Below are 21,216 nucleotides of genomic sequence, written 5' to 3'. Positions count from 1 at the left end.
ACGAGCCATATGGGTGTTGAGGTAAGCCGTCTGTCGAACGGCCTGACAGTCGCCACCGAAACCCTTCCAAGTATCGAATCGGTTGCCTTGGGTGCCTGGGTCAAGTCGGGTGCCCGCAATGAACGCGAAGAAGAGCATGGCATGGCCCATTTGCTCGAGCACATGGCGTTCAAGGGGACGAAGCGGCGAAGCGCCTTCGAGATCGCCTCGGAAATCGAGGACGTCGGCGGCGAGATCAATGCCGCCACCAGCGTCGAGACCACATCCTACTACGCCAGGGTGCTCTCCGACGATGTGCCGCTGGCCGTCGACATCCTGTCCGACATCCTGCAGGAGTCCGAATTCGACCCGCAGGAACTCGAGCGCGAGCAGCATGTCATCCTGCAGGAGATCGGCGCCGCCCACGACACGCCAGACGACATCGTCTTTGACCGTTTCACCGAGACGGCCTTCCGCCACCAGACCATTGGCCGCTCGATCCTGGGCACGCCCGAAACCGTAAAATCCTTCACTTCCAAGCAGTTGCATGATTTCATCGAACGCCAGTATGGCGCCGAGCGGATGGTGATCGTGGCCGCGGGCGACATCAAGCACGACAAGTTCGTGCGCGAGGTCGAAAATCGGCTCGGCGGTTTCCGCAGCAAAGCCGACAGCACCATTCCGCAATACGCGCAATATGTGGGCGGGGATTTCCGCGAGGACCGCGACCTGATGGACGCGCAGATCGTGCTGGGCTTCGAGGGCCGCGCCTACCATGTGCGCGATTTCTACGCATCGCAGGTATTGTCGATGATTCTCGGCGGCGGCATGTCATCGCGTCTGTTCCAGGAAGTTCGCGAGAAACGCGGTCTCTGCTACTCGGTCTATGCCTTTCACTGGGGCTTTTCCGACACGGGCATATTCGGCGTCCATGCCGCCACGGGGCAAAGCGACATCGCCAAACTGGTGCCCGTCATCGTCGACGAGTTGCAGAAGGTCGGCGACAGCATCCTGCAGGAAGAGCTCGACCGTGCACGCGCACAGTATCGCGCCGGGCTGATCATGTCCGCCGAAAGCCCGGCCAGCCGCGCCTCGCAAATCGCGCGGCAACTGCTCCTTTTCGGCAGGCCGATCGCAAAGGAAGAGCTGATGGAGCGGCTGGCGGCGCTGACGATCGAGCGACTGACCGATCTGTCGTCGCGGATGTTCTCGACCAAGCCGACGCTTACCGCTGTCGGGCCCGTGGGTACGCTGGCGCCATACGAGGCGATCCTTGATTCGCTTCCGGGCACGCAGGCCACGGCCCGCAGGCTCGCCGTCTAAGTCCCCAGCCCCGTGTTCGCGCTCCCTTTCTTTCGCCGTGACCTGCCGGCACTGAAGGGCAACCTGGTCACGCTGCGCGTGCCGTTCACCAACGACTACCGCGAGTGGTCGACGGTGCGCGGCGAAAGCCGGGCGTTCCTGGAGCCGTGGGAGCCGCGCTGGACCCCGGACGAACTCGATCGCACGGCATGGCGCCTGCGCATCAGCCGCTATCGCGAGGACTATGCGCAGGGAACCGCGATCGCCTTCTTCATCTTCGAGAAGTCGAGCGGCAAGCTCGCGGGCGGCATCACGCTCGGCAACATACGCCACGGCGTCTCGCAAAGTGGCCATGTCGGCTACTGGATCGGCGAGCGCTTCGGCGGCCGCGGCCTGATGACCGACGCGGTCAAGGTGGTGGCCCGCTTCGCCTTCGATACGCTGAGGTTGCACCGGATCGAAGCCGCCTGTATTCCCGACAATATCAGGTCGATCCGCGTGCTTGAAAAAGCCGGATTCCGGCGCGAAGGACTTCTGCGATCCTATCTCAGGATCAACGGCCTCTGGCAGGACCACTACCTCTACGCCCGGATCGCCGACGATCCGCCGGGCGCTGGAACGAAGGACTGATTTTGACGAATTTCCTGCGAAACGGGCCGCTGATCGCCTTTCTGCTGGCGACGATGCTGACGCTGTGCGCCGCTTCGTCGGCCTTTGCCGTCGAACCCATCAAGATTGCGCGCGACGATGTCGCGCTCGACCTTTCGCGCGCTGTCGAGATCTACCGCAACCAGGGTGAAAACTTCCAGGTGTCGACCGCGCCCGGGCCGGACGGCATCGTGCGGCGCATCGAGGTCGAGGCCAACGATGCCCGCTCGACCGGCGATTGGGCGGTCTTCGCGCTCGCCAACACTACCGACCAGCAGCTCGACAGGCTGATCGTCGCGCCGCATTTCCGGCTGGTCAATTCCGGCATCTTCTGGCCGGATCTGGGCTCGACGCGCATCGCAGCCATCACGCCCAGCGAAGGCTTCGCGCTCGACCGCCAGACCAGCCCCGACGCCGACGTGTTCCGGGTGACGCTGAACCCCGGCACGGTGATCACCTTCATCGCCGAGCTTGCCTCGCCGAAGCTGCCGCAGGTCTACCTCTGGGATCCGGAATCCTACAAGGACTCGGTCAATTCCTACACGCTGTTTCGTGGCATCGTCATCGGCATCGCAGGCCTTCTGGCGCTGTTCCTGACCATATTGTTCGTCGTCAAGGGGACGTCGATGTTCCCGGCGACGGCGGCCCTTGCCTGGGCGGTGCTTGCCTATATCTGCGTCGATTTCGGCTTCCTCAACAAGGTCATCGAGATATCGCCCGGCAACGAGCAAATGTGGCGGGCCGGAACGGAGGTGGCGCTGGCGGCGACCTTCGTGGTCTTCCTGTTCGCCTATCTCAACCTCAACCGATGGCATGGCCATTTCAGCTATGGCGCCCTGGTCTGGATTCTGGGCCTGCTGCTGATCGCCGGCGTCGCCATCGTCGATCCGGCGGTTGCCGCCGGCATCGCCCGCATCTCGTTTGCCGCCACGGCGCTGACCGGGCTCGGCCTGATCATCTTCCTCGGTATTCGTGGTTATGACCGAGCGATCATGCTGGTGCCCAGTTGGGTCATGGTGCTGTTATGGCTGTGCGGGTCGTGGATGGCGATCACCGGCATGCTCGACAACGACATCGCCCAGCCGGCGCTCGGCGGTGGGCTGATCCTGATCATCCTGCTGATCGGCTTCACCGTCATGCAGCACGCCTTTGCAGGCGGTGCGCTGCATCAGGGGCTGTTCTCCGATCTCGAGCGACAGGCGCTGGCCGTCGCCGGGTCGGGCGATACGGTGTGGGACTGGGACGTGCTGCGCGACCGCGTGGTGACCAAACCCGATGTCAGCATCCAGCTCGGCCTTGCCCCCAACAGCCTGGGCGGTGCCGCGCGCAACTGGCTGCCGGTGCTGCATGCCGATGACCGCGACACGTTCCGCACGACGCTCGACGTCGTTCTGGAGCATCGCCGTGGCAAGGTGGCGCAGAATTTCCGCCTGCGCGGCGCCGACGGGCACTATCACTGGTTTGCCCTGCGCGCGCGCCCGGTCATCGGGTCGGACGGCGAGGTGATCCGCTGCGTCGGCACCATGGTCGACGTAACCGAACAGAAGAAATCCGAGGAGCGGCTGCTGCACGACGCCGTGCACGACAATCTGACCGGCCTGCCGAACCGCGAATTGTTCATGAACCGGCTGGAGGCGATCATCTCGATCGCCCGCACCGAAGAGAAGGTGCGGCCGACCGTCTTCGTGATCGACATCGACCGCTTCAAGCAGGTCAATGATGGGCTCGGCATCTCGGCCGGCGACACCATCCTGCTCACCATAGCGCGGCGCCTGCACCGGCTGTTGAAGCCGAAGGATTCACTGTCGCGCTTCGCCGGCGACCAGTTTGCGCTGATGCTGCTGTCCGAGCAGGATCCCGCCCGCATCGCCGGCGTGGCCGATGCGATCAAGCATGCGATCAACAATCCGATCACCTTTGCCAAGCGCGAGATCGTGCTGACCGCCTCGATCGGCCTGATCACCTGGACCTCGGCGCAGACCTCGGCCGAGGACATGGTCAAGGATGCGGAGCTCGCCATGCATCAGGCCAAGCGTTTCGGCGGCGACAGGATCGAGCCGTTCCGGCCGGCTTTCCGCACAGTCGGCACCGACCGTCTGCAGTTCGAATCCGACCTGCGTCGCGCCATCGAACGGCGCGAATTCACGCTGGCCTATCAGCCGATCGTGCGCCTGGAAGACGGCAGCGTCGCCGGCTTCGAAGCGTTGCTGCGCTGGGACCATCCACGCCGCGGCATGATCCCGCCGGCCGATTTCATCCCGGTCGCCGAAAGCTGCGGGCTGATCGTGCAGCTTGGGCTGTTTGCCATGCAGCAAGCAGCCGAGGATCTCGCAGGATGGCAAAAGCAAATCGGCGACGCGCCGCTGTCGGTCTCGGTCAACCTGTCCAGCCGCCAGCTCATCCGCCGCGACCTCGTCAGCGATGTGCGTTCCGTGATCGCGCGCGCCAATTTGAAGCCGCGCTGCTTCCGGCTCGAACTCACCGAATCCCTGGTCATGGACAATCCCGAGCAGACGGCCCACGTACTGACCAAGCTGAAGCAGCTCGGCATCGGCCTGTCGCTGGACGATTTCGGCACCGGCTATTCATCGCTCGCCTATCTGACGCGGTTCCCGTTCGACACCATCAAGATCGACAAGAGCTTCGTCGACGACAGCACGCCAAAACGCGCGGTGCTGCTCAAATCCATGGTCAACATGGCGCATGAACTCGGCCTGTCGGTGGTCGCCGAAGGCATATCAGACGAGCGCGATGCGCTGGAGTTGCGCCAGATGGGCTGCGAATATGTGCAGAGCTTCATGTTCGGCGCGCCGATGCCGGGCGACCAGGTGCTAAAGACGCTGAAGGAGCAGTATCCGCTAACCCAGGCCTGAGAGAATCTCAGGCGTGGCCGGCAGCCAGGCTGAGATGGGCGAGATCGATGCCGATCGAGGCGAGAATCCGGTCGTATTTGCGCTCGATATCGGCGTCGAACAGCAATTCCGGCGTCGCCGGGCAAGTCAGCCAGCCATTTTCGGCGATCTCGGTTTCCAGTTGGCCGGCGCCCCAACCCGAATAGCCGAGCGCCATCAGCGCGCGGCGCGGCCCTCGCCCTGACGATATCGCCCGCAATATGTCGACGGTCGCAGTCAGGCAGATGTCGTCGGAAACGGTGAGCGAGGAGTCCACGCGGTAGTCGCCCGAATGCAGGACGAAGCCCCGACTGCGGTCGACAGGCCCGCCATTGCGCACGACGAAATCGCGCGCCTGCGCCGGAAGGCGGATCGCCTCCAGCTCGTTCATGATGCCGAGCTGCACCAAAAGGTCCGGAAACAGCATCTGCTGCGTCTGGTTGATGATCAGGCCCATCGCGCCTTCGTCGCTGTGGGCGCAGATGTAGATGACCGAGCGCGTGAAACGATCGTCCTTCATGCCGGGCATGGCAATCAGGAATTGATCGTCGAGAAAGCCGCGTCCGGCGGCTGTCTTCTTGTGGCGCAACAAATCCATGCCAGGGAGCGTAACGCGTTTCCCGGGCGCCGAAAAGATGCGCAGTACCGGATTCGACCAAAGCCCACATTGCGGGGCCGGCCTTGGCTTGCCCGCGAAGGTCACGCAAATATGATATCGGCAAGGGCCATGAAATCATTGCGCGGCCACGAAGGGACGATCAAATCATCGCCATGCAAAGCTTGAAAATCCTGTTGCTCGGTACTGCCATCGGATTGGCGGCCGCCCTCCCCGCCACCGCCTCCTCATCCGCCTGGTACAACAGCGAAGGCGGCAAGGTGCGGCTGGTGACCAGCGGCAAGCCGGACGACGCCGGCCGCATTCAGGGTGTTCTCGATATCGCGCTCAAACCCGGCTGGAAGACTTACTGGCGCGACCCGGGTGACGCAGGTGTGCCGCCGCAGCTGGACATTTCGGCCAGCACCAATATTGCCGATGCGACACTGTCGTTTCCCGCACCGCAGCGCCACGACGATGGTTATGGCAAATGGGCCGGCTACAACTATCCGGTTTCGCTGCCGGTGACGTTCACGCTGGCGACGCCGGACCAGCCGGCCGTCATCGATGCCGACATTTTTCTCGGCATTTGTGAAACCATCTGCATCCCGGTGCAGACACGGCTGAGCGTCGACCCAGCTTCCGATCCCGACAATGCCGACGACGCCGCATTGGTAAAGGCGAGTTTCACGGCATTGCCGGCACCTGCAAAACCCGATTTTGGCGTCAAGGTGCTGCCGGGCGATCACGAAACGCTGGTTGTCGAGGCGAGCTTCCCTGGCGATCCGCAGGCAGCGGATTTCTTCGTCGCCGGCGAACGCGATTATATGTTCGGCACCTCCTCCCGCGCGGAAAAAGACGGCAAGTTGATCTTCACCGTGCCGATCCTCGATCGCCCCTCGACGACGCCGACGGACGGGGGGCTCCACTATACGCTGACGAGTTCGGCGGGCGCGGTCGAAGGGCTGCTGCCTTTCCCTTGAAGTGCGTCGTATTGAAACGAACCCGTACGATGCGCTCCAATGTCATCTCCTTGTACATGTCGTTAGCCCAAGATCGCTGCGCACTTTGGGCGACATGTACTGAAGCTACTGCCGCGATGGTTGCGGGAAGCCACCGAGTTCGCTAGGCAAGCACGCGTCCTTCCCCATTCCCCAAGCGAGGAACTCATGACCATCTCCGTTGGCGACAAGCTGCCCGAGGCGACCTTCAAGACCATGACGGCCGACGGCGCGAAGCCGATCACGTCGGCCGAGATTTTTCCGGGCAAGAAAGTGGTGCTGTTCGGCGTTCCCGGCGCCTTCACGCCGACCTGCAGCAATAACCATCTGCCCGGCTATCTCGAGAACCATGACGCGATCCTGGCGCGTGGCGTCGACACCATCGCAGTCGTTTCAGTCAACGACGTCCACGTCATGGGCGCCTGGGCGCGCTTCACCGGCGGCGAAGGCAAGATCCTGTTCCTCGCCGACGGCAATGGCGACTTCGCCAAGGCGGTCGGTCTTGACGCGGACTACTCCGGTGGCGGCATGGGCCTGCGCTCGAAGCGTTTTTCGATGATTATCGACGACGGCAAGGTCACCGCGCTCAATGTCGAGACCAAACCCGGTGTCGATGAGTCAGGCGCGGCTCATATTCTCGGCCAGCTCTGAGCTTCGACGGCCGGTCAGGCGAGGCCGCAACGGCTGGCCTCGCCCGACATGCGGCTGCGCTCCAGAACTGCCGGCTCCCGGAGGGGATTCCAACATGTTTGATATCTTCTGGCGCGCTATCGCGATCGGCGTCGGCGCCACCGTCCTGATGGATATCTGGGCCTTCTTCCTGCACAAGGCGTTTGGCCAGCCACGGCCGAACTGGGGGCCGGTCGGGCGCTGGGTCTGGCACCTCGGCGACAAGGTGTTTCATGACGATATCGGTGATGCGGCGCCCTACGCCCATGAGAAGGCGCTGGGCTGGGCTTTCCATTACTTCGTCGGCATCATCTACGGCATCATCCTGGTGGTGCTGGCGGGCGCAGGCTGGCTGGCCTCCCCGACCTTCCTGCCGGCCTTCATCCTCGGCATCGTCACCGTCGGCGCCGGGTGGTTCTTGCTGGCGCCAGGCATGGGCGCCGGCTGGGCGGCTTCAAAGCGGCCGAACCCGATGGAGATCCGCGCCCTCAATCTGGTCTCGCACACGGTGTTCGCGCTCGGCCTTTGGGTTACGGCGCTGCTGATCCGCTAAAATCAGGGCTCTTCCAGCCTGTCGATCGGCTGCCATCCATGGATAACGTGGCGCGCACCGACATTGTAAGCAAAATAATTGCCGCCGCCCGACGGCTGATCCGCTTCGCGGCTGATCTGCCTGCCACTCAGCGACAGCAGCAGGAGTGTTCCCACGCCTCCATGGCCCACAACAGCAATGTTGCCGGCGCCGCCGGCATCGAGTACGGCCTCAACCTCGCTCACGATGCGCTGCTGCGCGTCGATGGCCCGCTCCCAGCCACGGATGCTTTCGTGCGGATTGGCGAAGAACTGATCGGCGACCGCCTCGAACTCCGGAGGCGGCACGAAACCCGTCGCCGACCGGTCGTTCTCATGCATCCGCTCCCTCACCTCTACGGCAAGATTTAGATGCCGCCCGAGCACTTCGGCGGTTTCGATGGCCTTGCGTTCGCCCGACGACACCACATGTCCGATCGATGCGATCCACGGCTGGTTCAGCATTGCGTGCGCCCTGGCCCGGCCGATGTCGGACAGGCCCCAATCCGGTACCGGATTGGTGGCGTCGATCTGAACCTGAGGATGGGTGATGTAGTAGGCGATCGGCATGACAGAAATTCTCCGGCCGGTCAGCCGGCCGCGAACAGAAGCTCAATAGCTCTGGGTCGAACGACGTGCTTTCGTGACCAGCGGCTGCTTTGCCTGGATATCGAGCTTCGGTGCCGACACCGCCGGCCTGAAAGGTCCCTTCTTGAACGGCGCCATGCCTTCCCTTGCCAGTTCGTCGGCACGCTCGTTCTCGGTATGGCCGGCATGGCCCTTCACCCAGTTCCAAGTGACCTTGTGGCGTCGGTTGGCCTCGTCCAGCGCCTGCCAGAGCTCGCCGTTCTTGACCGGCTTCTTGTCCGCGGTCTTCCAGCCATTCCGCTTCCAGCCATGGATCCATTTGGAAATGCCGTCCATGACGTATTTGCTGTCGGTATGAAGCTCGACCGTGCAAGGCTCCTTCAACGCGTTCAGCGCCGAGATGGCCGCCAGCAATTCCATGCGGTTGTTGGTGGTCTCGGCCTCGCCGCCGAAAAGCTCCTTGGTGGTGCCGTTGAAGCGCAGGATGGCGCCCCAGCCGCCGGGGCCGGGATTGCCCGAACAGGCGCCATCGGTAAAGATTTCAACCTGCTTGCTCATGCCAATCCATATTCCGAAGGAGATCTGATCGCCCGGTGGAACCGCATTCTTCTGATGTATTCGGTCGGGTCGCGTTTCATCACCAGCCCGCCATCGGGGACGGTCAGCCAATCGTAAAGCCGGGTCAGCATGAAGCGCAGCGCCGAGCCGCGCGACAGCATCGGCAGCGCCGCCTTCTCCTCCGCGCTCAGGGGGCGCACGCTCTGATAACCGGCAAGCAATGCCTTGCCCTTGGTGAGATTGAAGGAAAAATCCTTCTCGAAGCACCAGGCATTGAGGCAGGTGGCGACATCGTAGGCGTAGAGATCGTCACAGGCGAAATAGAAATCGATCAGCCCCGATAGCTTCTCGCCCAGGAAAAAGACATTGTCCGGGAAAAGATCGGCATGGATGATGCCCTCGGGAAGGCCCTTGGGCCAGTTCTGCTCGAAATCGGCGAAGTCGGCATCGACCTCGGCCGCAAGGCCCGGCTCGACCTCGTCGGCGCGGTCGCGAGACGCATCCCAAAGCTTGCGCCAGCCATCGAGAGCGAGCGCGTTCGGGCGCCTCATGGAAAAATCGGCGCCGGCCAGATGCAGCGCGGCCAGCGCCTTGCCGACCTCGGCACAATGCGTCGCGGCCGGTCGCCGCAGCGAAAGCCCCTCGAGGAAGGTGATGATGACCGCCGGCCGGCCGGCCAGCGTGCCGATGACGCTGCCGTCATGCGCGGTCACCGGCAGCGGGCAGGACACCCCCTTGTTGGCGAGGTGGCCCATCAACCCGAGGAAGAACGGCAGATCCTTCTTCTCGACCCGCTTTTCATAGAGCGTCAGGATGTAGGAGCCGCTGGAGGTGTGCAGCAGGAAGTTCGAATTCTCGGTGCCTTCGGCGATGCCCTTGTAGGACAGGAGATCGCCGACCGGGTAGTGCTTCAGGAAAGCACCGAGTTCGCCCTCCGCAACGTCTGTATAGACCGCCATGGCCGTTCACGCGGCCCCGTTGACGAAGGCCATGTCGGCCGGCGTCAGTTCGACATCGCGCAATACCCGCATGACCGGAAAATCCTCTGTTTCGGTGGCCGTGATGGCCAAGTCGATGGTCACATCGAAACGCTGGCGGAACGCGTCGATGATCTCGTCGACGATGATCTGGGGCGCCGATGCCCCCGCCGACAGGCCGAGCGTCGAAATGCCGCCGATCTCATTCCACGGAATTTCAGCGGCGCGCTGCACGAGAAGCGACATGGCGGCGCCGGCGCGTTCCGCAACTTCGACGAGGCGGCGCGAATTCGAGGAATTGGGGGCGCCGACGATCAGATAGAGGTCAGCACCCGGGGCGGTGTCCTTGACCGCCTCCTGGCGGTTGGTGGTGGCGTAGCAGATCGATTCCGCCGCCGGCGCCTGAAGGTCCGGAAAGCGCTCCTGCAGCGCGCGGATGATGCCGGCGGTATCCTCGACCGAGAGCGTTGTCTGGGTGACGAAACCGAGTGCCTTGGGATCGGCGGGCACAAGCCGGGCGGCATCGGCTTCGGTCTCGATCAGCGTTACCGCGCCTTCCGGCAACTGCCCCATGGTGCCGATCACCTCGGGGTGCCCGGCATGGCCGATCAGCAGAACGTGGCGGCCAAGCCGCTGGTGACGCATCGCCTGTTTGTGGACCTTGGAGACCAGCGGACAGGTTGCGTCGAGATAGAACAGGTTGCGCGCCTGCGCGTCCGCCGGCACCGACTTGGGCACGCCGTGCGCCGAGAAGACGACCGGCGACTGCCGGTGTTCGGCCGGAATTTCGGAAAGTTCCTCGATGAAGACGGCGCCGAGGCTTTGCAGCCCCTCGACGACATAGCGGTTGTGCACGATCTCGTGGCGGACATAGACCGGCGCGCCATATTTCTTCAGTGCCAGCACGACAATCTGGATGGCACGGTCGACGCCCGCGCAAAAACCGCGCGGCTGGCAGAGCCGGATCGTCAGAGGAGGCTTGGCGATTGTGTGAAGCATTAAATCCTGCCGGTTCGTCAGCGCCGAAATGAGGTGCCCACCCCTGCCCTGTCAAGGGTATCGCTCGTGTTCATTCCTCTTTCGCCGGTCGGCGAAGCCGTAGGATGAGTACGGCGGCAAGCGCCGCGGCAAGCCCATACCAGGTGACAGCATATTGCAGATGGCTGTTCGGCAGATCGATGATGGTGACGCCTCCGACCGGCAGGCCGCCTGGATTTGGCGTCTTGTCGGCATCGATGAAGATCGGCACCAGCGTGAAGCCGGCCGGCAGGCCGGCGCTCGCGGCCATGACGTCGCGGTCCTTCCAGTAGAAGATGTTCTTGGCCACGTCATTGTCGGGAAGCATCATGGAGGGCTTTGCCGGAAGCGGGTTGCGGGCAAGCCCGGTGACCGTGACCTTGCCCGCCACCTGTCCCTTGGCGCGCTTGGCGGCGTCCTTCAGGTCGTAGGGCACAAAGCCACGGTTGATCAGGACGAAACGGCCATCGTCAAGGGCTAGCGGCGTGTAGACATTGAAGCCGGCATCCCCTTCCCAGGTCGCGTAGAAATGCCGTTCGCCGGAATGCAGGAAAGTGCCGGTGACAGTGACCGGCGTGTAGTCGACGTCGCCGGTCGAGGCGAATTCCTTCTCGACCTCGGCCAGCGGCAGCGGCGCCGAATGCGTGCGCTGGTCGATCGTCTGCAGCAGGTCTTCCTTCCAGTGCAGGCGCTGGATCTGCCATGTGCCGAGCGCCAGCAAGACCAAGAACAGCACAAGGCCAAGGGCGAACAACAGTGCCGATCTCGGCCGCGAACGGCCGCCGGCCTTGACGGAAGCCTCGCTCATTCGCCGCGGTCCAGCCGGCCCTCGGCCGCTTTGTTGCGGTATTGAAGGGTGAGCAGCACGCCCTTGATCAACCGGAGCGCCGTCAGGCACAGCACCAGGGCCAGTGGGATCCATATCAGCAGATGCAGCCAGAGCGGCGGACTCAGCGTCACCTCGACCCAGAGCGCCAGGCCGACGATGATGAAGCCGATGATCAGGATGACGAAGACCGCCGGCCCGTCGCCGGCATCGGCGTAGGAATAGTCGAGGCCGCAATTGACGCAGCGCTTGCCGACGGTGAGAAAGCCGGAAAACAGCCGCCCCTCGCCGCAACGCGGGCAACGGCCGTGCAGGCCGGCCGAGATCGGATCGATCGGAGGCCAGATCGCCCTATCTTCACTCATGGTTGTCTTCATTCACGGTCATTGCCCGATATCGATCGGCGTCCCATCGGCCACCATTGCCCAGATTTCGTCCATGTCGGAGTCCGTAACCCCAATGCAGCCATCGGTCCAGTCGACCAATTGAAGCAGCCAGCCCCACCAGCCGAAGCCGTTCGGCTGGCCGTGGATCATGATCATGCCGCCGGGATCGACATTGCGTGCCTTCGCGGCCGCCAGATCCTTGGCATCGGGATAAGAGACATGGATCGACTTGTGCGCGATGCTGTTGGGATTGCGCCAGTCGAGGATATAACGCCCCTCGGGCGTGCGCTGATCGCCCTCCTGTTGCTTGTGGCCGAAGGGATCCCCACCGAGCGCAATGCCGTAGCTGCGCAGGACCTTGCCGTCGCCGATCAGTTCGAGCCGCCGTTCCGCCTTATGGACACGCACCAGATCGACCCTGTCACCGGCAAGAGCCGGGAATGCCACGACGATAAACGCGAAACTTGCCGAGATCAGCCGCATCTTCCATCGATCGACGATCATTGCGCCGAAAAGAAGAAGGCGGCCACGTCGCCGCGGCCGCCTTTCCTAAATCGAATCCCAAAGGCGGGATCAGTGACCTTCGATCACCGCGCCGACCGATCCCCAGACGTAGATCGAGGCAAACAGGAACAGCCAGACCACGTCGACGAAGTGCCAGTACCAGGCGGCCGCCTCGAAGCCGAAATGCTGCTTGGGGGTGAAGTCGCCCTTCATCGCGCGGATCAGGCAGACCAGCAGGAAGATGGTGCCGATGATGACATGGAAGCCATGGAAGCCGGTCGCCATGAAAAAGGTGGCGCCGTAGATGGAATCCTTGAAGCCGAACGGCGCGTGCATGTACTCGTAGGCCTGCACCATGGTGAACAGCATGCCGAGGCCGACGGTCAGCACCAGGCCGTTGACCAGCCCCTTGCGGTCGCCGTGGAGGAGCGAGTGATGCGCCCAGGTGACCGTGGTGCCCGACAGCAGCAGGATGACGGTGTTGTAAAGCGGCAGATGGAAGGGATCGAGAACCTCCATGCCCTTCGGCGGCCAGACACCACCGGTAAACGTGTGGCGCGCGTAGTTCTGCACCTCCCCGGCAAAAAGGCTGGCATCGAAATAGGCCCAGAACCAGGCGACGAAGAACATCACCTCCGAGGCGATGAACATGATCATGCCGTAGCGCAGGTGGAGCGACACGACGCGCGTGTGGTGGCCCTCATGCGCTTCCTTGATCGTGTCGGACCACCAGGCGAACATGGTGTACAGGACGATCACGATGCCAATGAAGAACAGCCACGGATTGGCGATGTTGAAGCCGAAGATCGGGAAGGAGCCGCCCTTCAGGTATTCCATGAGGCAGACACCGCCAAAAGCGGTGACAAGCGCCCCGACCGATCCCACGAAAGGCCACGGGCTAGGGTCGACGAGATGGTAGTCATGGTGTGGTTTTGCGTGCGCGTCTGCCATATCAACCCCCGAGATTTCCTTCGGTATCTGAAACTGTCTTGCTGTTGCCCTTGGCCGGCTCCGAGGAGGCGACCGGCTTGTTCTTCTCGACCGGGAACATCGTATAGGACAGGGTGATCGTCTTGATGTCCTTCAGTTCCGGCACATTCACGATGTCGGGGTCCACATAGAACAGGACCGGCATGTCCAGCGTCTCGCCGGGCTTCAGCGTCGTATCGGTGAAGCAGAAGCATTCGACCTTGTTGAAGTACGGACCGGCCAGTTCCGGCTGCACGTTGAAGGTGGCGCGGCCTGTGACGGGGCGATTGAACTTGTTGGTCGCCTGATAGTGCGCCTGCACGGTCTGCCCGATCTTCATGGTCATCGAGCGCTGGACCGGCTGGAATTCCCAAGGTACGCCGGCAATGTTGGCGTCGAAGCGGACGGTGACCTCGCGGTCAAGCACGCGGCCGGCATACTGCCTCTCGGCACGCTGCGTGGTACCACCGTAGCCGGTCGCCTGGCAGAACATCTTGTAGAGCGGCACGGCTGCATAGGCCATGCCGATCATGCCGGTGAAGAAGGCGAGGCAGACGGCCGCGACGGCGCGGTTGCTGGTCTTGCCGGCCGTCTTTCTGGGCGTCTCGACGCTCATCACATCTTGCCCGACAAATTGTGGCCGAACTTCACGATCGTGGCGATGTAGAAAATCACGACCAGCAGAGCCAGCGCTACGCCTATCGCAATGGAACGGCTGCGCTGGGCCTTCTTCTGGCGATCGGTCAAGGTGACCGTCTCGAGTTCTTTCTCGACCATGGTCATGCCCCACCCATGGCAAGCGCGCGTTCGACGACACAGTCGGCCAGATAGGCGGCGAAGATGGCGAAGAGATAGAGCAGCGAATAGGCGAACAGGGCCTTGGCCGGCTTCATGGCGCGGTCGTCGTGGGCCATGCCAAGCACTTTCCAGGCATACCAGACGAAACCAACACCCAGCAGCAGAGCGGCCACGCCATAGAATGGCGTCGTGTAGCCGAGCAGCCAGGGCAGCACGCCGACCGGGGCCAGCACCAGTGCGTAGGCGAAAATCTGACGGCGGGTCGATGCATGGCCGGCAACGTTCGGCATCATCGGGATGCCCGCGCGGCTATAGTCCTCGGACTTGAACAGCGCGAGCGCCCAGAAATGCGGCGGCGTCCACAGGAAAATGATCAGGAACAGGATGATGCTTTCGAGGCTGACCGATCCGGTCGCCGCGGCCCAGCCGATAACCGGCGGGATGGCGCCCGCGGCACCGCCGATGACAATGTTCTGCGGCGTCGAGCGTTTCAGCCACATCGTGTACACGACGGCATAGAAGAAGATGGTGAAGGCCAGCAGCGTCGCGGCCAGCCAGTTGACCAGCACGCCGAGCGTCATCACCGACAGGACCGAAAGGACCAGGCCGAAGCTGAGCGCCTCGTGCGGCTGGATACGACCGGACGGGATTGGGCGGCTGGCGGTCCTGGTCATCACCGCGTCGATGTCGGCGTCGTACCACATGTTGAGAGCACCCGAGGCGCCAGCCCCAATCGCGATAGCCAGGATGGCTATCACCGCCAGCAGCGGGTTGATGGTCACCGGTGCCGCGACCAGCCCGACAAAGGCGGTGAACACCACCAGCGACATGACGCGCGGCTTCAGGAGGGCGAAGAAATCGCCCGCCGTCGCTTCCGACATGCGGAAGCCCGCTTCGTCAATGCTGGTTTTGTCGACTAGGGCCATGCGTACTCAAGTCCATTATTCCGTTGGCCAAAACCGCCGGCGGACCGGCGGTTTTGCATTCGAGGGGAGCCGCCTTACCTGATCTTCGGCAGCTGCTCCCACTGGTGGAAGGGCGGCGGCGAAGGCAGCTGCCATTCGAGAGTCGTTGCGCCCTCGCCCCATGGGTTGGCTCCGGCCACCCGCTTCTTCTGGAACGCTTCGAACACGCAGTAGAGGAAGATCAGGACGCCGACGGCCGAGATATAAGAACCGATGGACGACACATAGTTCCAGCCCGCAAACGCGTCGGGATAGTCGATGGTGCGGCGCGGCATGCCGGCGAGGCCGAGGAAATGCTGCGGGAAGAAGATCAGGTTGACGCCGACGAAGGTGACCCAGAAGTGGGTGTTGGCGATGACAGGCGAATACATGTAGCCGGTCATCTTCGGAAACCAGTAATACCAGCCCGCGAAGATGGCGAACACCGCGCCCAGCGACAGCACGTAGTGGAAGTGGGCAATGACGAAATAGGTGTCATGCAGCGACCGGTCGAGGCCGGCATTGGCCAGCTGGACGCCGGTGACACCGCCGATGGTGAACAGGAAGATGAAGCCCAGCGCCCACAGCATCGGCGTCTTGAACGAGATCGACCCGCCCCACATCGTTGCGATCCAGGAGAAGATCTTCACGCCCGTCGGCACCGCGATGACCATGGTGGCGAAGACGAAATAGCGCTGCGTGTCGAGCGACAGGCCGGTCGTGTACATGTGGTGCGCCCAGACGATGAAGCCGACGGCGCCGATCGCGACCATCGCGTAAGCCATGCCGAGATAACCGAACACCGGCTTGCGCGAAAAGGTCGAGATGACGTGGCTGATGATGCCGAAGCCCGGCAGGATCAGGATGTAGACTTCCGGGTGACCGAAGAACCAGAACAGATGCTGGAACAGGATCGGGTCACCACCGCCATCAGGCGCGAAGAACGTCGTGCCGAAGTTGCGGTCGGTGAGCAGCATGGTGATGCCACCGGCCAGAACCGGCAAGGACAACAGCAGCAGGAATGCGGTGATCAGCACCGACCATGCAAACAGCGGCATCTTGTGCAGGGTCATGCCGGGCGCGCGCATGTTGAAGATGGTGGTGATAAAGTTGATGGCGCCGAGGATCGACGAGGCGCCGGCGATGTGGATCGACAGGATCGCCAGATCCATGGCCGGTCCGGGCTGGCCCGAAGTCGACAGCGGCGGATAGAGCGTCCAGCCGCCGCCCACGCCAAAGGCGCCAGGCGCACTCGGAACGAACATCGAGGTGAGCAGCAGGATGAACGCCGGCGGCAGCAGCCAGAACGAAATGTTGTTCATGCGCGGGAACGCCATGTCGGGAGCACCAATCATGATCGGCACCATCCAGTTGGCAAAACCGCCGATAAGCGCCGGCATGACCATGAAGAAGATCATGATCAGGGCGTGCGCGGTGGCGAAGGCATTGTACATGCTCTTGCCGCCGTCGATCGCGGCGTCACCGTTCATGCCATAGACCATCTGCGCCAGGCCGCTGAAGATCTGGATGCCAGGCTCCTGCAGCTCCATACGGATGGCGACCGAAAGCGCGCCGCCGATGATGCCGGCCATGATCGCAAAGATCAGGTAGAGCGTACCGATGTCCTTGTGGTTGGTCGAATAAACCCACCGCACCCAGCCATGATACGGCTTATGGTCGTGCCCGTCGTGAGCTGCAGCGTCTGCCATGTTCCGCTCCGTTCCCTAAATCTTGCTAACCCGCGACATCAGTTGCCGGCGGCCGCTACCTTGTTCTGGCCATCGACCTCGGCCATGAGCGTCTTGTTGGCACCCGGCAGATTGGTCTTGGCTGCCGCCAGCCAGGTCTTGAACTGCGCATCCGAGACGACACGGATGGCGATCGGCATGAAGGCGTGGTCCTTGCCGCAGAGCTGCGAGCACTGACCATAATACAGGCCTTCCTTCTCCGCCTTGAACCAGGTCTCGTTGGTGCGGCCCGGAACGGCGTCGATCTTGATGCCGAAGGACGGCATGGCGAAGGAGTGGATCACGTCGGTCGCGGTGACCAGCACGCGGGTCATGGTGTTGACCGGCACCACCAGCTCATTGTCGACAGCGAGCAGGCGTGGATAGGCCTTGCGGTCCTCCTTGCCGGCGGCGGCGCGGTCACCTTCCTGGAGGATAGCGGAGTTGAAAGCGAGCGTGTTGTCGGTCTGGTACTCGTAATCCCAGTTCCACTGGTTGCCGGTCGCCTTGACCGTCAGCTTGGCCTCTTCCGGCGGCGTGTACTGCGCGGTCAAGAGCTGGAACGAGGGAATGGCGAGACAGAGCAGGACGACGACCGGGCCGACGGTCCAGATCACCTCGATCAGCGTGTTGTGGCTGGTGTTGGAGGGAACCGGGTTGGCGCTCGCGCGGAACCTCACGATGCAATAGGCGAGGAGAAGCAGCACCAGGATGGTGATCGGAACGATGAACCACATCGTGTAGTTTCCGAACCACTCGATCTGCCGCATCATGTCGGTCGCCGGCGCCTGGAAGGTGGTCTCCCACTCCACGGGCTGATCGGCATGGGCGGATGTGCCTGCAAAAATCGTGGCAGCGGCACAAGCACTTAGAAACTTGGCACTTGCTGGAAACCTGCCGCTGGCTAGGAAATTTCTCATCGCCCTCTTCGTCTCCCAGTTCCTCGCGGCGGTGCCAACGAGAATAACGAACAATGCCGGGACGGGAATCCCGACAGTCTCAAGCTGGTTCAAACCATACTCTTTTTCCCTCCGCAAGAAAGGAGCGGTCGAAACCGTGCGGCATTTTTGCGCGCAAGCTGACATAGCTCTTCCAGGGCAATGGCCATGGTAGCGAATCGAGTATGTTCGGCGGTCTGTCCGCCCTATGCCGGCGGCGCCCGCAAAGCGTCGTAATTCAGGCGAATTTGGCAGGGAAAAGCGCTGTATTGCCTGTTTCGGGACAGTCCGGCCGCGGTCTCGTCCTTTACTTGGTATTGGCGCGGCTTAAAGTGCCGTGATTCGCAATGGAGCCGTCATGAACTCTTGGCTTTCGAGACTGAGGCATACGCGACCGGGACTTTCGAGAACCCTGGCGAACGCCGTGTTTCTCGCCGTCCTGTCCGCGGCCGGCCTGTTCGTCGCCGGTCAGGCCAATGCCGCCCAGCCGAGCGGCACGGTGCGCTCGACGCATGGCGCCTGGTCGATCATTTGCGACACGCCGGCCGGCGCCACCGCGGAACAATGCGTGATGATGCAGAACGTCGTCGCCGAGGACCGTCCGGAGATGGGGCTTTCGGTCGTCGTGCTGCGTACCGCCGACAACAAGGCCGAGATCCTGCGCGTGCTGGCGCCGCTCGGCGTGCTGTTGCCGAACGGGCTCGGCCTCAACGTCGACGGCAAGGACATCGGCCGCGCCTATTTCGTGCGCTGCTTCCAGGACGGCTGCTACGCCGAGGTCATTCTCGAAAAGCCGCTGCTCGACACGCTGAAGACCGGCACGTCGGCAACGTTCATCGTCTTCCAGACGCCTGAGGAAGGCATCGGCATCCCGGTCGACCTCAAGGGTTTCGCCGACGGTTTTGCCGCCCTGCCCTGATCGCGGCTCTGCGCTGAACCAGACCTGGACGCTGAACCAGACCTGGACGCGGCTTTTGCCGACCCAGAAGCATGGCTTGCATCAACCGGACGATGTCATTCGTCGGCACTGATCTTCATTGCCGATTGTGTGGGCGCGGCTTCACGCCTACATCGGGGGAAAGCAATCATCCCACGGACGGACGCGCCATGAACAGCCTGATCGGCCAATTCGACATTTCAGACGACCGCATCAAGCAGATCGTCGCCGACACCATCAAGGGTGCCGACGACGGCGAGCTTTTCCTCGAATACAGCGAAAGCGAAGCGCTGATGTTCGACAACGGCCGGCTCAAGACCGCCAATTTCAACACCGACCAGGGCTTCGGCCTGCGTGCGGTCGCGGGCGAAGCCAGCGGCTACGCCCATTCCAGCGACCTGTCCGAGGCATCGCTGCTGCGCGCGGCCGAAGCCGTGTCGACCGTCAAGGGTGGCTATTCCGGTACGCTTGCCGCAGCCCCCGCCCGCACCAACCGCCATCTCTATGGCGACGAGAACCCAATCCCCTCGCCTTCCTTCGAGGCCAAGGGGAAGCTGCTGCAGGAAATCGACGCCTGGCTGCGCGCCGAGGATCCACGCGTGCGCCAGGTGACGGCCTCGATCGCCGCATCCTGGCAGCATGTCGAGATCGTGCGCGCCGACGGCCAGGTGGTACGCGATATCAGGCCGCTGGTCCGCGTCAACGTCTCGGTCGTCGTCGGCGACGGCGACCGCCAGGAGAGCGGCTCCTATGGCATGGGCGGACGCAAGGCGTTCGGCGACTTCCTGATCGAGGATAGCTGGAAGCACGCCGCCAGGGAGGCGCTCCGGCAGGCGCTGGTCAATTTGGCGGCGATCCCGGCACCGGCGGGCACTTTCGACATCGTGCTGTCCAGCGGCTGGCCGGGCGTGATGCTGCACGAAGCCGTGGGGCACGGACTGGAAGGCGACTTCAACCGCAAGAAGACCTCGGCCTTCGCCGGCCTGATGGGGCAGCAGGTGGCCGCCAAGGGCGTCACTGTCGTTGACGACGGCACCATCCCCGAACGGCGCGGGTCGCTCACCGTCGACGATGAAGGCACGCCTTCGGCCCGCAACGTTTTGATCGAGGACGGCAAGCTGGTCGACTACATGCAGGATCGGCAGAACGCGCGGCTGATGGGCATGAAAGCCACCGGCAACGGCCGGCGTGAAGGCTATGCGCACCAGCCGATGCCGCGCATGACCAACACCTACATGACCTCAGGCGACATGGAGCCGGACGAGATCATCGCTTCCGTCAAGAACGGCATCTATGCCGTCTCCTTCGGCGGCGGCCAGGTCGACATCACGTCGGGCAAATTCGTGTTCGGCTGCACCGAGGCCTACATGATCGAGAACGGCAAGGTGACGCAGCCGATCAAGGGCGCCATGCTGATCGGCAACGGGCCTGACGCCATGCACCGCGTCACGATGGTCGGCAACGACATGAAGCTCGACAATGGCATCGGCATGTGCGGCAAGGCCGGCCAGGGCGTACCCGTCGGCGTCGGCCAGCCGCATCTGAGGATGAACCAGATGACGGTCGGCGGCACGAGGGTCTGAGGCGTTGATGCCAACCTACGGCGGCAACCTCTGCCTTATGCGAAACACAATCGTGTTAGGATATTATTAATTGTTCAATTGCCCGAACTGGCGTTTGCGCTTTAGCTTGTCGCCAGTCTTCTCGTTGCGGTGGTGTTGGCAGTGCTGCGTTTCCCTCACGTCCTGACCTCTTCGTTCCTCTTTGGCGTCGTTTCGTTGGTTGGTATTTCGTCGCTCTGTGTCAGCCCGGCGGCTGCGCAGTCGACATGGTTCAAGCGAACATCGACGCAACCCGCGGCCGGTGCAAACTCAGTCGCGGTCGGGGGACGCACCAGCGTTCCGTACGGTTGGGTCGATTTCTGCCATCGCCGGCCGAAAGAGTGCAAGGTGCCGGCCCTGCCCGCCACGAGCGTCAAGCTGACAGCGCAGAACCTGAGCATCCTCAAACGGATAAACCAAAAGGCGAACCGCTCCATCAAGCCCGTCAGCAACTACGATCACTGGGGCACGACGATGGACCACTGGGACTATCCGGTGGACGGCAAGGGCGACTGCAAGATCTACGCGCTCTACAAGCGCAAGCTTCTTCGGGAGGCGGGATTTCCCCGGCAGGCGCTGCTGATGACGGTGGTGCGCGACCTGAACAATGAGGGTCACACCATCCTGACGGTGAAGACCGACAAGGGCGATCTCATCCTGGACAATATGGTCGACGAAATCCGCCCCTGGAATGCAACCGGCTATTATTTCCTGAAACGCCAATCGCAACAGAACCCGAACATCTGGGTTTCGCTCAACCAGCGAGGCGGCACGCCAAAAACCTGACGGAT

At 62.8% G+C, this 21,216-nt stretch carries 23 protein-coding genes; 9 read left to right on the top strand and 14 right to left on the bottom strand.

Annotated elements, in window-relative coordinates:
* The first annotated feature begins 9 nt into the window (after window positions 1–9).
* From O7B34_RS12790 to O7B34_RS12780, 3 genes are read left to right on the top strand one after another with little or no spacing between them, the layout of a single operon-like run.
* Entirely contained in the window at window positions 10–1,302 is a 1,293-nt protein-coding gene (locus tag O7B34_RS12790) for a M16 family metallopeptidase (RefSeq protein WP_337141605.1), read from the top strand.
* Between the two features lie 12 nt (window positions 1,303–1,314).
* Window positions 1,315–1,911, top strand: coding sequence for a GNAT family N-acetyltransferase (locus O7B34_RS12785; protein ID WP_027142372.1), 597 nt, complete (start codon window positions 1,315–1,317; stop codon window positions 1,909–1,911).
* Between the two features lie 2 nt (window positions 1,912–1,913).
* Window positions 1,914–4,802, top strand: coding sequence for an EAL domain-containing protein (locus O7B34_RS12780; RefSeq protein WP_337141603.1), 2,889 nt, complete (start codon window positions 1,914–1,916; stop codon window positions 4,800–4,802).
* 7 nt (window positions 4,803–4,809) lie between these two features.
* Here the strand turns inward: O7B34_RS12780 and O7B34_RS12775 are convergent, their stop codons facing one another.
* On the bottom strand, window positions 4,810–5,418 hold the full coding sequence (locus O7B34_RS12775) for a YqgE/AlgH family protein (RefSeq protein WP_027142370.1): 609 nt from the start codon (window positions 5,416–5,418) through the stop codon (window positions 4,810–4,812).
* Window positions 5,419–5,591: 173 nt separating this feature from the next.
* On the opposite strand from O7B34_RS12775, the gene O7B34_RS12770 reads away from it, so the two are divergent.
* The 3 genes from O7B34_RS12770 to O7B34_RS12760 all read left to right on the top strand — a co-directional run bounded on the left by O7B34_RS12770 (window position 5,592) and on the right by O7B34_RS12760 (window position 7,638).
* Window positions 5,592–6,398: a protein-disulfide reductase DsbD domain-containing protein gene (locus O7B34_RS12770; protein WP_337146373.1), complete on the top strand. Its 807-nt coding sequence runs from the start codon at window positions 5,592–5,594 to the stop codon at window positions 6,396–6,398.
* Between the two features lie 186 nt (window positions 6,399–6,584).
* The gene (locus tag O7B34_RS12765) at window positions 6,585–7,067 is read left to right on the top strand and encodes a peroxiredoxin (RefSeq protein WP_015318782.1); all 483 of its coding nucleotides are present in this window, start codon (window positions 6,585–6,587) and stop codon (window positions 7,065–7,067) included.
* Window positions 7,068–7,161: 94 nt separating this feature from the next.
* Window positions 7,162–7,638, top strand: a complete 477-nt coding sequence (locus O7B34_RS12760; RefSeq protein WP_337146372.1) for a DUF2938 domain-containing protein — start codon at window positions 7,162–7,164, stop codon at window positions 7,636–7,638.
* A 2-nt stretch (window positions 7,639–7,640) separates the two neighbouring features.
* On the opposite strand, the gene O7B34_RS12755 is transcribed toward O7B34_RS12760, so the two are convergent.
* The 13 genes from O7B34_RS12755 to coxB form a co-directional block, all read right to left on the bottom strand.
* Window positions 7,641–8,225 (bottom strand): histidine phosphatase family protein, encoded by a 585-nt coding sequence (locus tag O7B34_RS12755; protein WP_337146371.1) that lies wholly within the window; start codon window positions 8,223–8,225, stop codon window positions 7,641–7,643.
* 42 nt (window positions 8,226–8,267) lie between these two features.
* Window positions 8,268–8,801 (bottom strand): ribonuclease HI, encoded by a 534-nt coding sequence (rnhA, locus tag O7B34_RS12750; protein ID WP_337146370.1) that lies wholly within the window; start codon window positions 8,799–8,801, stop codon window positions 8,268–8,270.
* On the bottom strand, window positions 8,798–9,760 hold the full coding sequence (locus tag O7B34_RS12745; RefSeq protein ID WP_337129854.1) for a homoserine kinase: 963 nt from the start codon (window positions 9,758–9,760) through the stop codon (window positions 8,798–8,800). Before O7B34_RS12745 ends, rnhA begins: the two co-directional genes overlap by 4 nt.
* Window positions 9,761–9,766: 6 nt before the next feature.
* Entirely contained in the window at window positions 9,767–10,777 is a 1,011-nt protein-coding gene (gene ispH / locus O7B34_RS12740) for a 4-hydroxy-3-methylbut-2-enyl diphosphate reductase (RefSeq protein ID WP_337146369.1), read from the bottom strand.
* Window positions 10,778–10,847: 70 nt separating this feature from the next.
* Entirely contained in the window at window positions 10,848–11,603 is a 756-nt protein-coding gene (locus tag O7B34_RS12735; RefSeq protein ID WP_337146368.1) for an SURF1 family protein, read from the bottom strand.
* Window positions 11,600–11,986, bottom strand: coding sequence for a DUF983 domain-containing protein (locus tag O7B34_RS12730; protein ID WP_027142361.1), 387 nt, complete (start codon window positions 11,984–11,986; stop codon window positions 11,600–11,602). Before O7B34_RS12730 ends, O7B34_RS12735 begins: the two co-directional genes overlap by 4 nt.
* 18 nt (window positions 11,987–12,004) lie before the next feature.
* Window positions 12,005–12,511: a L,D-transpeptidase family protein gene (locus O7B34_RS12725; RefSeq protein ID WP_337146367.1), complete on the bottom strand. Its 507-nt coding sequence runs from the start codon at window positions 12,509–12,511 to the stop codon at window positions 12,005–12,007.
* A gap of 69 nt (window positions 12,512–12,580) precedes the next feature.
* Window positions 12,581–13,462: a cytochrome c oxidase subunit 3 gene (locus O7B34_RS12720; RefSeq protein ID WP_027142360.1), complete on the bottom strand. Its 882-nt coding sequence runs from the start codon at window positions 13,460–13,462 to the stop codon at window positions 12,581–12,583.
* 1 nt (window position 13,463) lies between these two features.
* Window positions 13,464–14,096 carry a cytochrome c oxidase assembly protein gene (locus tag O7B34_RS12715; RefSeq protein ID WP_337146366.1) on the bottom strand — a complete coding sequence of 211 codons (633 nt, stop codon included), beginning with the start codon at window positions 14,094–14,096 and terminating at the stop codon, window positions 13,464–13,466.
* Window positions 14,096–14,263 (bottom strand): hypothetical protein, encoded by a 168-nt coding sequence (locus tag O7B34_RS12710; RefSeq protein ID WP_167531499.1) that lies wholly within the window; start codon window positions 14,261–14,263, stop codon window positions 14,096–14,098. Before O7B34_RS12710 ends, O7B34_RS12715 begins: the two co-directional genes overlap by 1 nt.
* Entirely contained in the window at window positions 14,260–15,204 is a 945-nt protein-coding gene (locus O7B34_RS12705) for a heme o synthase (RefSeq protein WP_337146365.1), read from the bottom strand. Before O7B34_RS12705 ends, O7B34_RS12710 begins: the two co-directional genes overlap by 4 nt.
* Window positions 15,205–15,278: 74 nt before the next feature.
* Window positions 15,279–16,931 (bottom strand): cytochrome c oxidase subunit I, encoded by a 1,653-nt coding sequence (gene ctaD, locus O7B34_RS12700; RefSeq protein WP_140507797.1) that lies wholly within the window; start codon window positions 16,929–16,931, stop codon window positions 15,279–15,281.
* Between the two features lie 38 nt (window positions 16,932–16,969).
* Complete coding sequence (coxB, locus tag O7B34_RS12695; protein WP_337146364.1) at window positions 16,970–17,986, bottom strand: cytochrome c oxidase subunit II; 1,017 nt, start codon at window positions 17,984–17,986, stop codon at window positions 16,970–16,972.
* 259 nt (window positions 17,987–18,245) lie between these two features.
* Between coxB and O7B34_RS12690 the strand changes: the two genes are divergently transcribed.
* The 3 genes from O7B34_RS12690 to O7B34_RS12680 all read left to right on the top strand — a co-directional run bounded on the left by O7B34_RS12690 (window position 18,246) and on the right by O7B34_RS12680 (window position 21,211).
* Window positions 18,246–18,806, top strand: coding sequence for an invasion associated locus B family protein (locus tag O7B34_RS12690; protein ID WP_337107914.1), 561 nt, complete (start codon window positions 18,246–18,248; stop codon window positions 18,804–18,806).
* Between the two features lie 188 nt (window positions 18,807–18,994).
* A complete protein-coding gene (tldD, locus tag O7B34_RS12685; protein ID WP_337146363.1) occupies window positions 18,995–20,407 on the top strand; it encodes a metalloprotease TldD in 1,413 nt (470 codons plus the stop codon).
* Between the two features lie 129 nt (window positions 20,408–20,536).
* On the top strand, window positions 20,537–21,211 hold the full coding sequence (locus O7B34_RS12680; RefSeq protein ID WP_337141591.1) for a transglutaminase-like cysteine peptidase: 675 nt from the start codon (window positions 20,537–20,539) through the stop codon (window positions 21,209–21,211).
* Window positions 21,212–21,216 lie beyond the last annotated feature (5 nt).

Origin of the sequence: Mesorhizobium sp. Cs1299R1N3, assembly GCF_037179625.1 — a bacterium.
In the GTDB taxonomy this organism is placed as follows: Bacteria; Pseudomonadota; Alphaproteobacteria; order Rhizobiales; family Rhizobiaceae; genus Mesorhizobium; species Mesorhizobium salmacidum.
Note: the sequence above shows the minus strand (reverse complement) of the source record. Positions and strands in the feature narration are given on the sequence as shown.

Coding starts and splice junctions, on each gene's coding strand:
- O7B34_RS12790 (WP_337141605.1), top strand. CDS start 10: ATGGGTGTTGAGGTAAGCCGTCTGTCGAACGGCCTGACAGTCGCCACC.
- O7B34_RS12775 (WP_027142370.1), bottom strand. CDS start 5,418: ATGGATTTGTTGCGCCACAAGAAGACAGCCGCCGGACGCGGCTTTCTC.
- O7B34_RS12770 (WP_337146373.1), top strand. CDS start 5,592: ATGCAAAGCTTGAAAATCCTGTTGCTCGGTACTGCCATCGGATTGGCG.
- O7B34_RS12765 (WP_015318782.1), top strand. CDS start 6,585: ATGACCATCTCCGTTGGCGACAAGCTGCCCGAGGCGACCTTCAAGACC.
- O7B34_RS12760 (WP_337146372.1), top strand. CDS start 7,162: ATGTTTGATATCTTCTGGCGCGCTATCGCGATCGGCGTCGGCGCCACC.
- O7B34_RS12755 (WP_337146371.1), bottom strand. CDS start 8,225: ATGCCGATCGCCTACTACATCACCCATCCTCAGGTTCAGATCGACGCC.
- rnhA (WP_337146370.1), bottom strand. CDS start 8,801: ATGAGCAAGCAGGTTGAAATCTTTACCGATGGCGCCTGTTCGGGCAAT.
- O7B34_RS12745 (WP_337129854.1), bottom strand. CDS start 9,760: ATGGCGGTCTATACAGACGTTGCGGAGGGCGAACTCGGTGCTTTCCTG.
- ispH (WP_337146369.1), bottom strand. CDS start 10,777: ATGCTTCACACAATCGCCAAGCCTCCTCTGACGATCCGGCTCTGCCAG.
- O7B34_RS12735 (WP_337146368.1), bottom strand. CDS start 11,603: ATGAGCGAGGCTTCCGTCAAGGCCGGCGGCCGTTCGCGGCCGAGATCG.
- O7B34_RS12730 (WP_027142361.1), bottom strand. CDS start 11,986: ATGAGTGAAGATAGGGCGATCTGGCCTCCGATCGATCCGATCTCGGCC.
- O7B34_RS12725 (WP_337146367.1), bottom strand. CDS start 12,511: ATGATCGTCGATCGATGGAAGATGCGGCTGATCTCGGCAAGTTTCGCG.
- O7B34_RS12720 (WP_027142360.1), bottom strand. CDS start 13,462: ATGGCAGACGCGCACGCAAAACCACACCATGACTACCATCTCGTCGAC.
- O7B34_RS12715 (WP_337146366.1), bottom strand. CDS start 14,096: ATGAGCGTCGAGACGCCCAGAAAGACGGCCGGCAAGACCAGCAACCGC.
- O7B34_RS12710 (WP_167531499.1), bottom strand. CDS start 14,263: ATGACCATGGTCGAGAAAGAACTCGAGACGGTCACCTTGACCGATCGC.
- O7B34_RS12705 (WP_337146365.1), bottom strand. CDS start 15,204: ATGGCCCTAGTCGACAAAACCAGCATTGACGAAGCGGGCTTCCGCATG.
- ctaD (WP_140507797.1), bottom strand. CDS start 16,931: ATGGCAGACGCTGCAGCTCACGACGGGCACGACCATAAGCCGTATCAT.
- O7B34_RS12690 (WP_337107914.1), top strand. CDS start 18,246: ATGAACTCTTGGCTTTCGAGACTGAGGCATACGCGACCGGGACTTTCG.
- tldD (WP_337146363.1), top strand. CDS start 18,995: ATGAACAGCCTGATCGGCCAATTCGACATTTCAGACGACCGCATCAAG.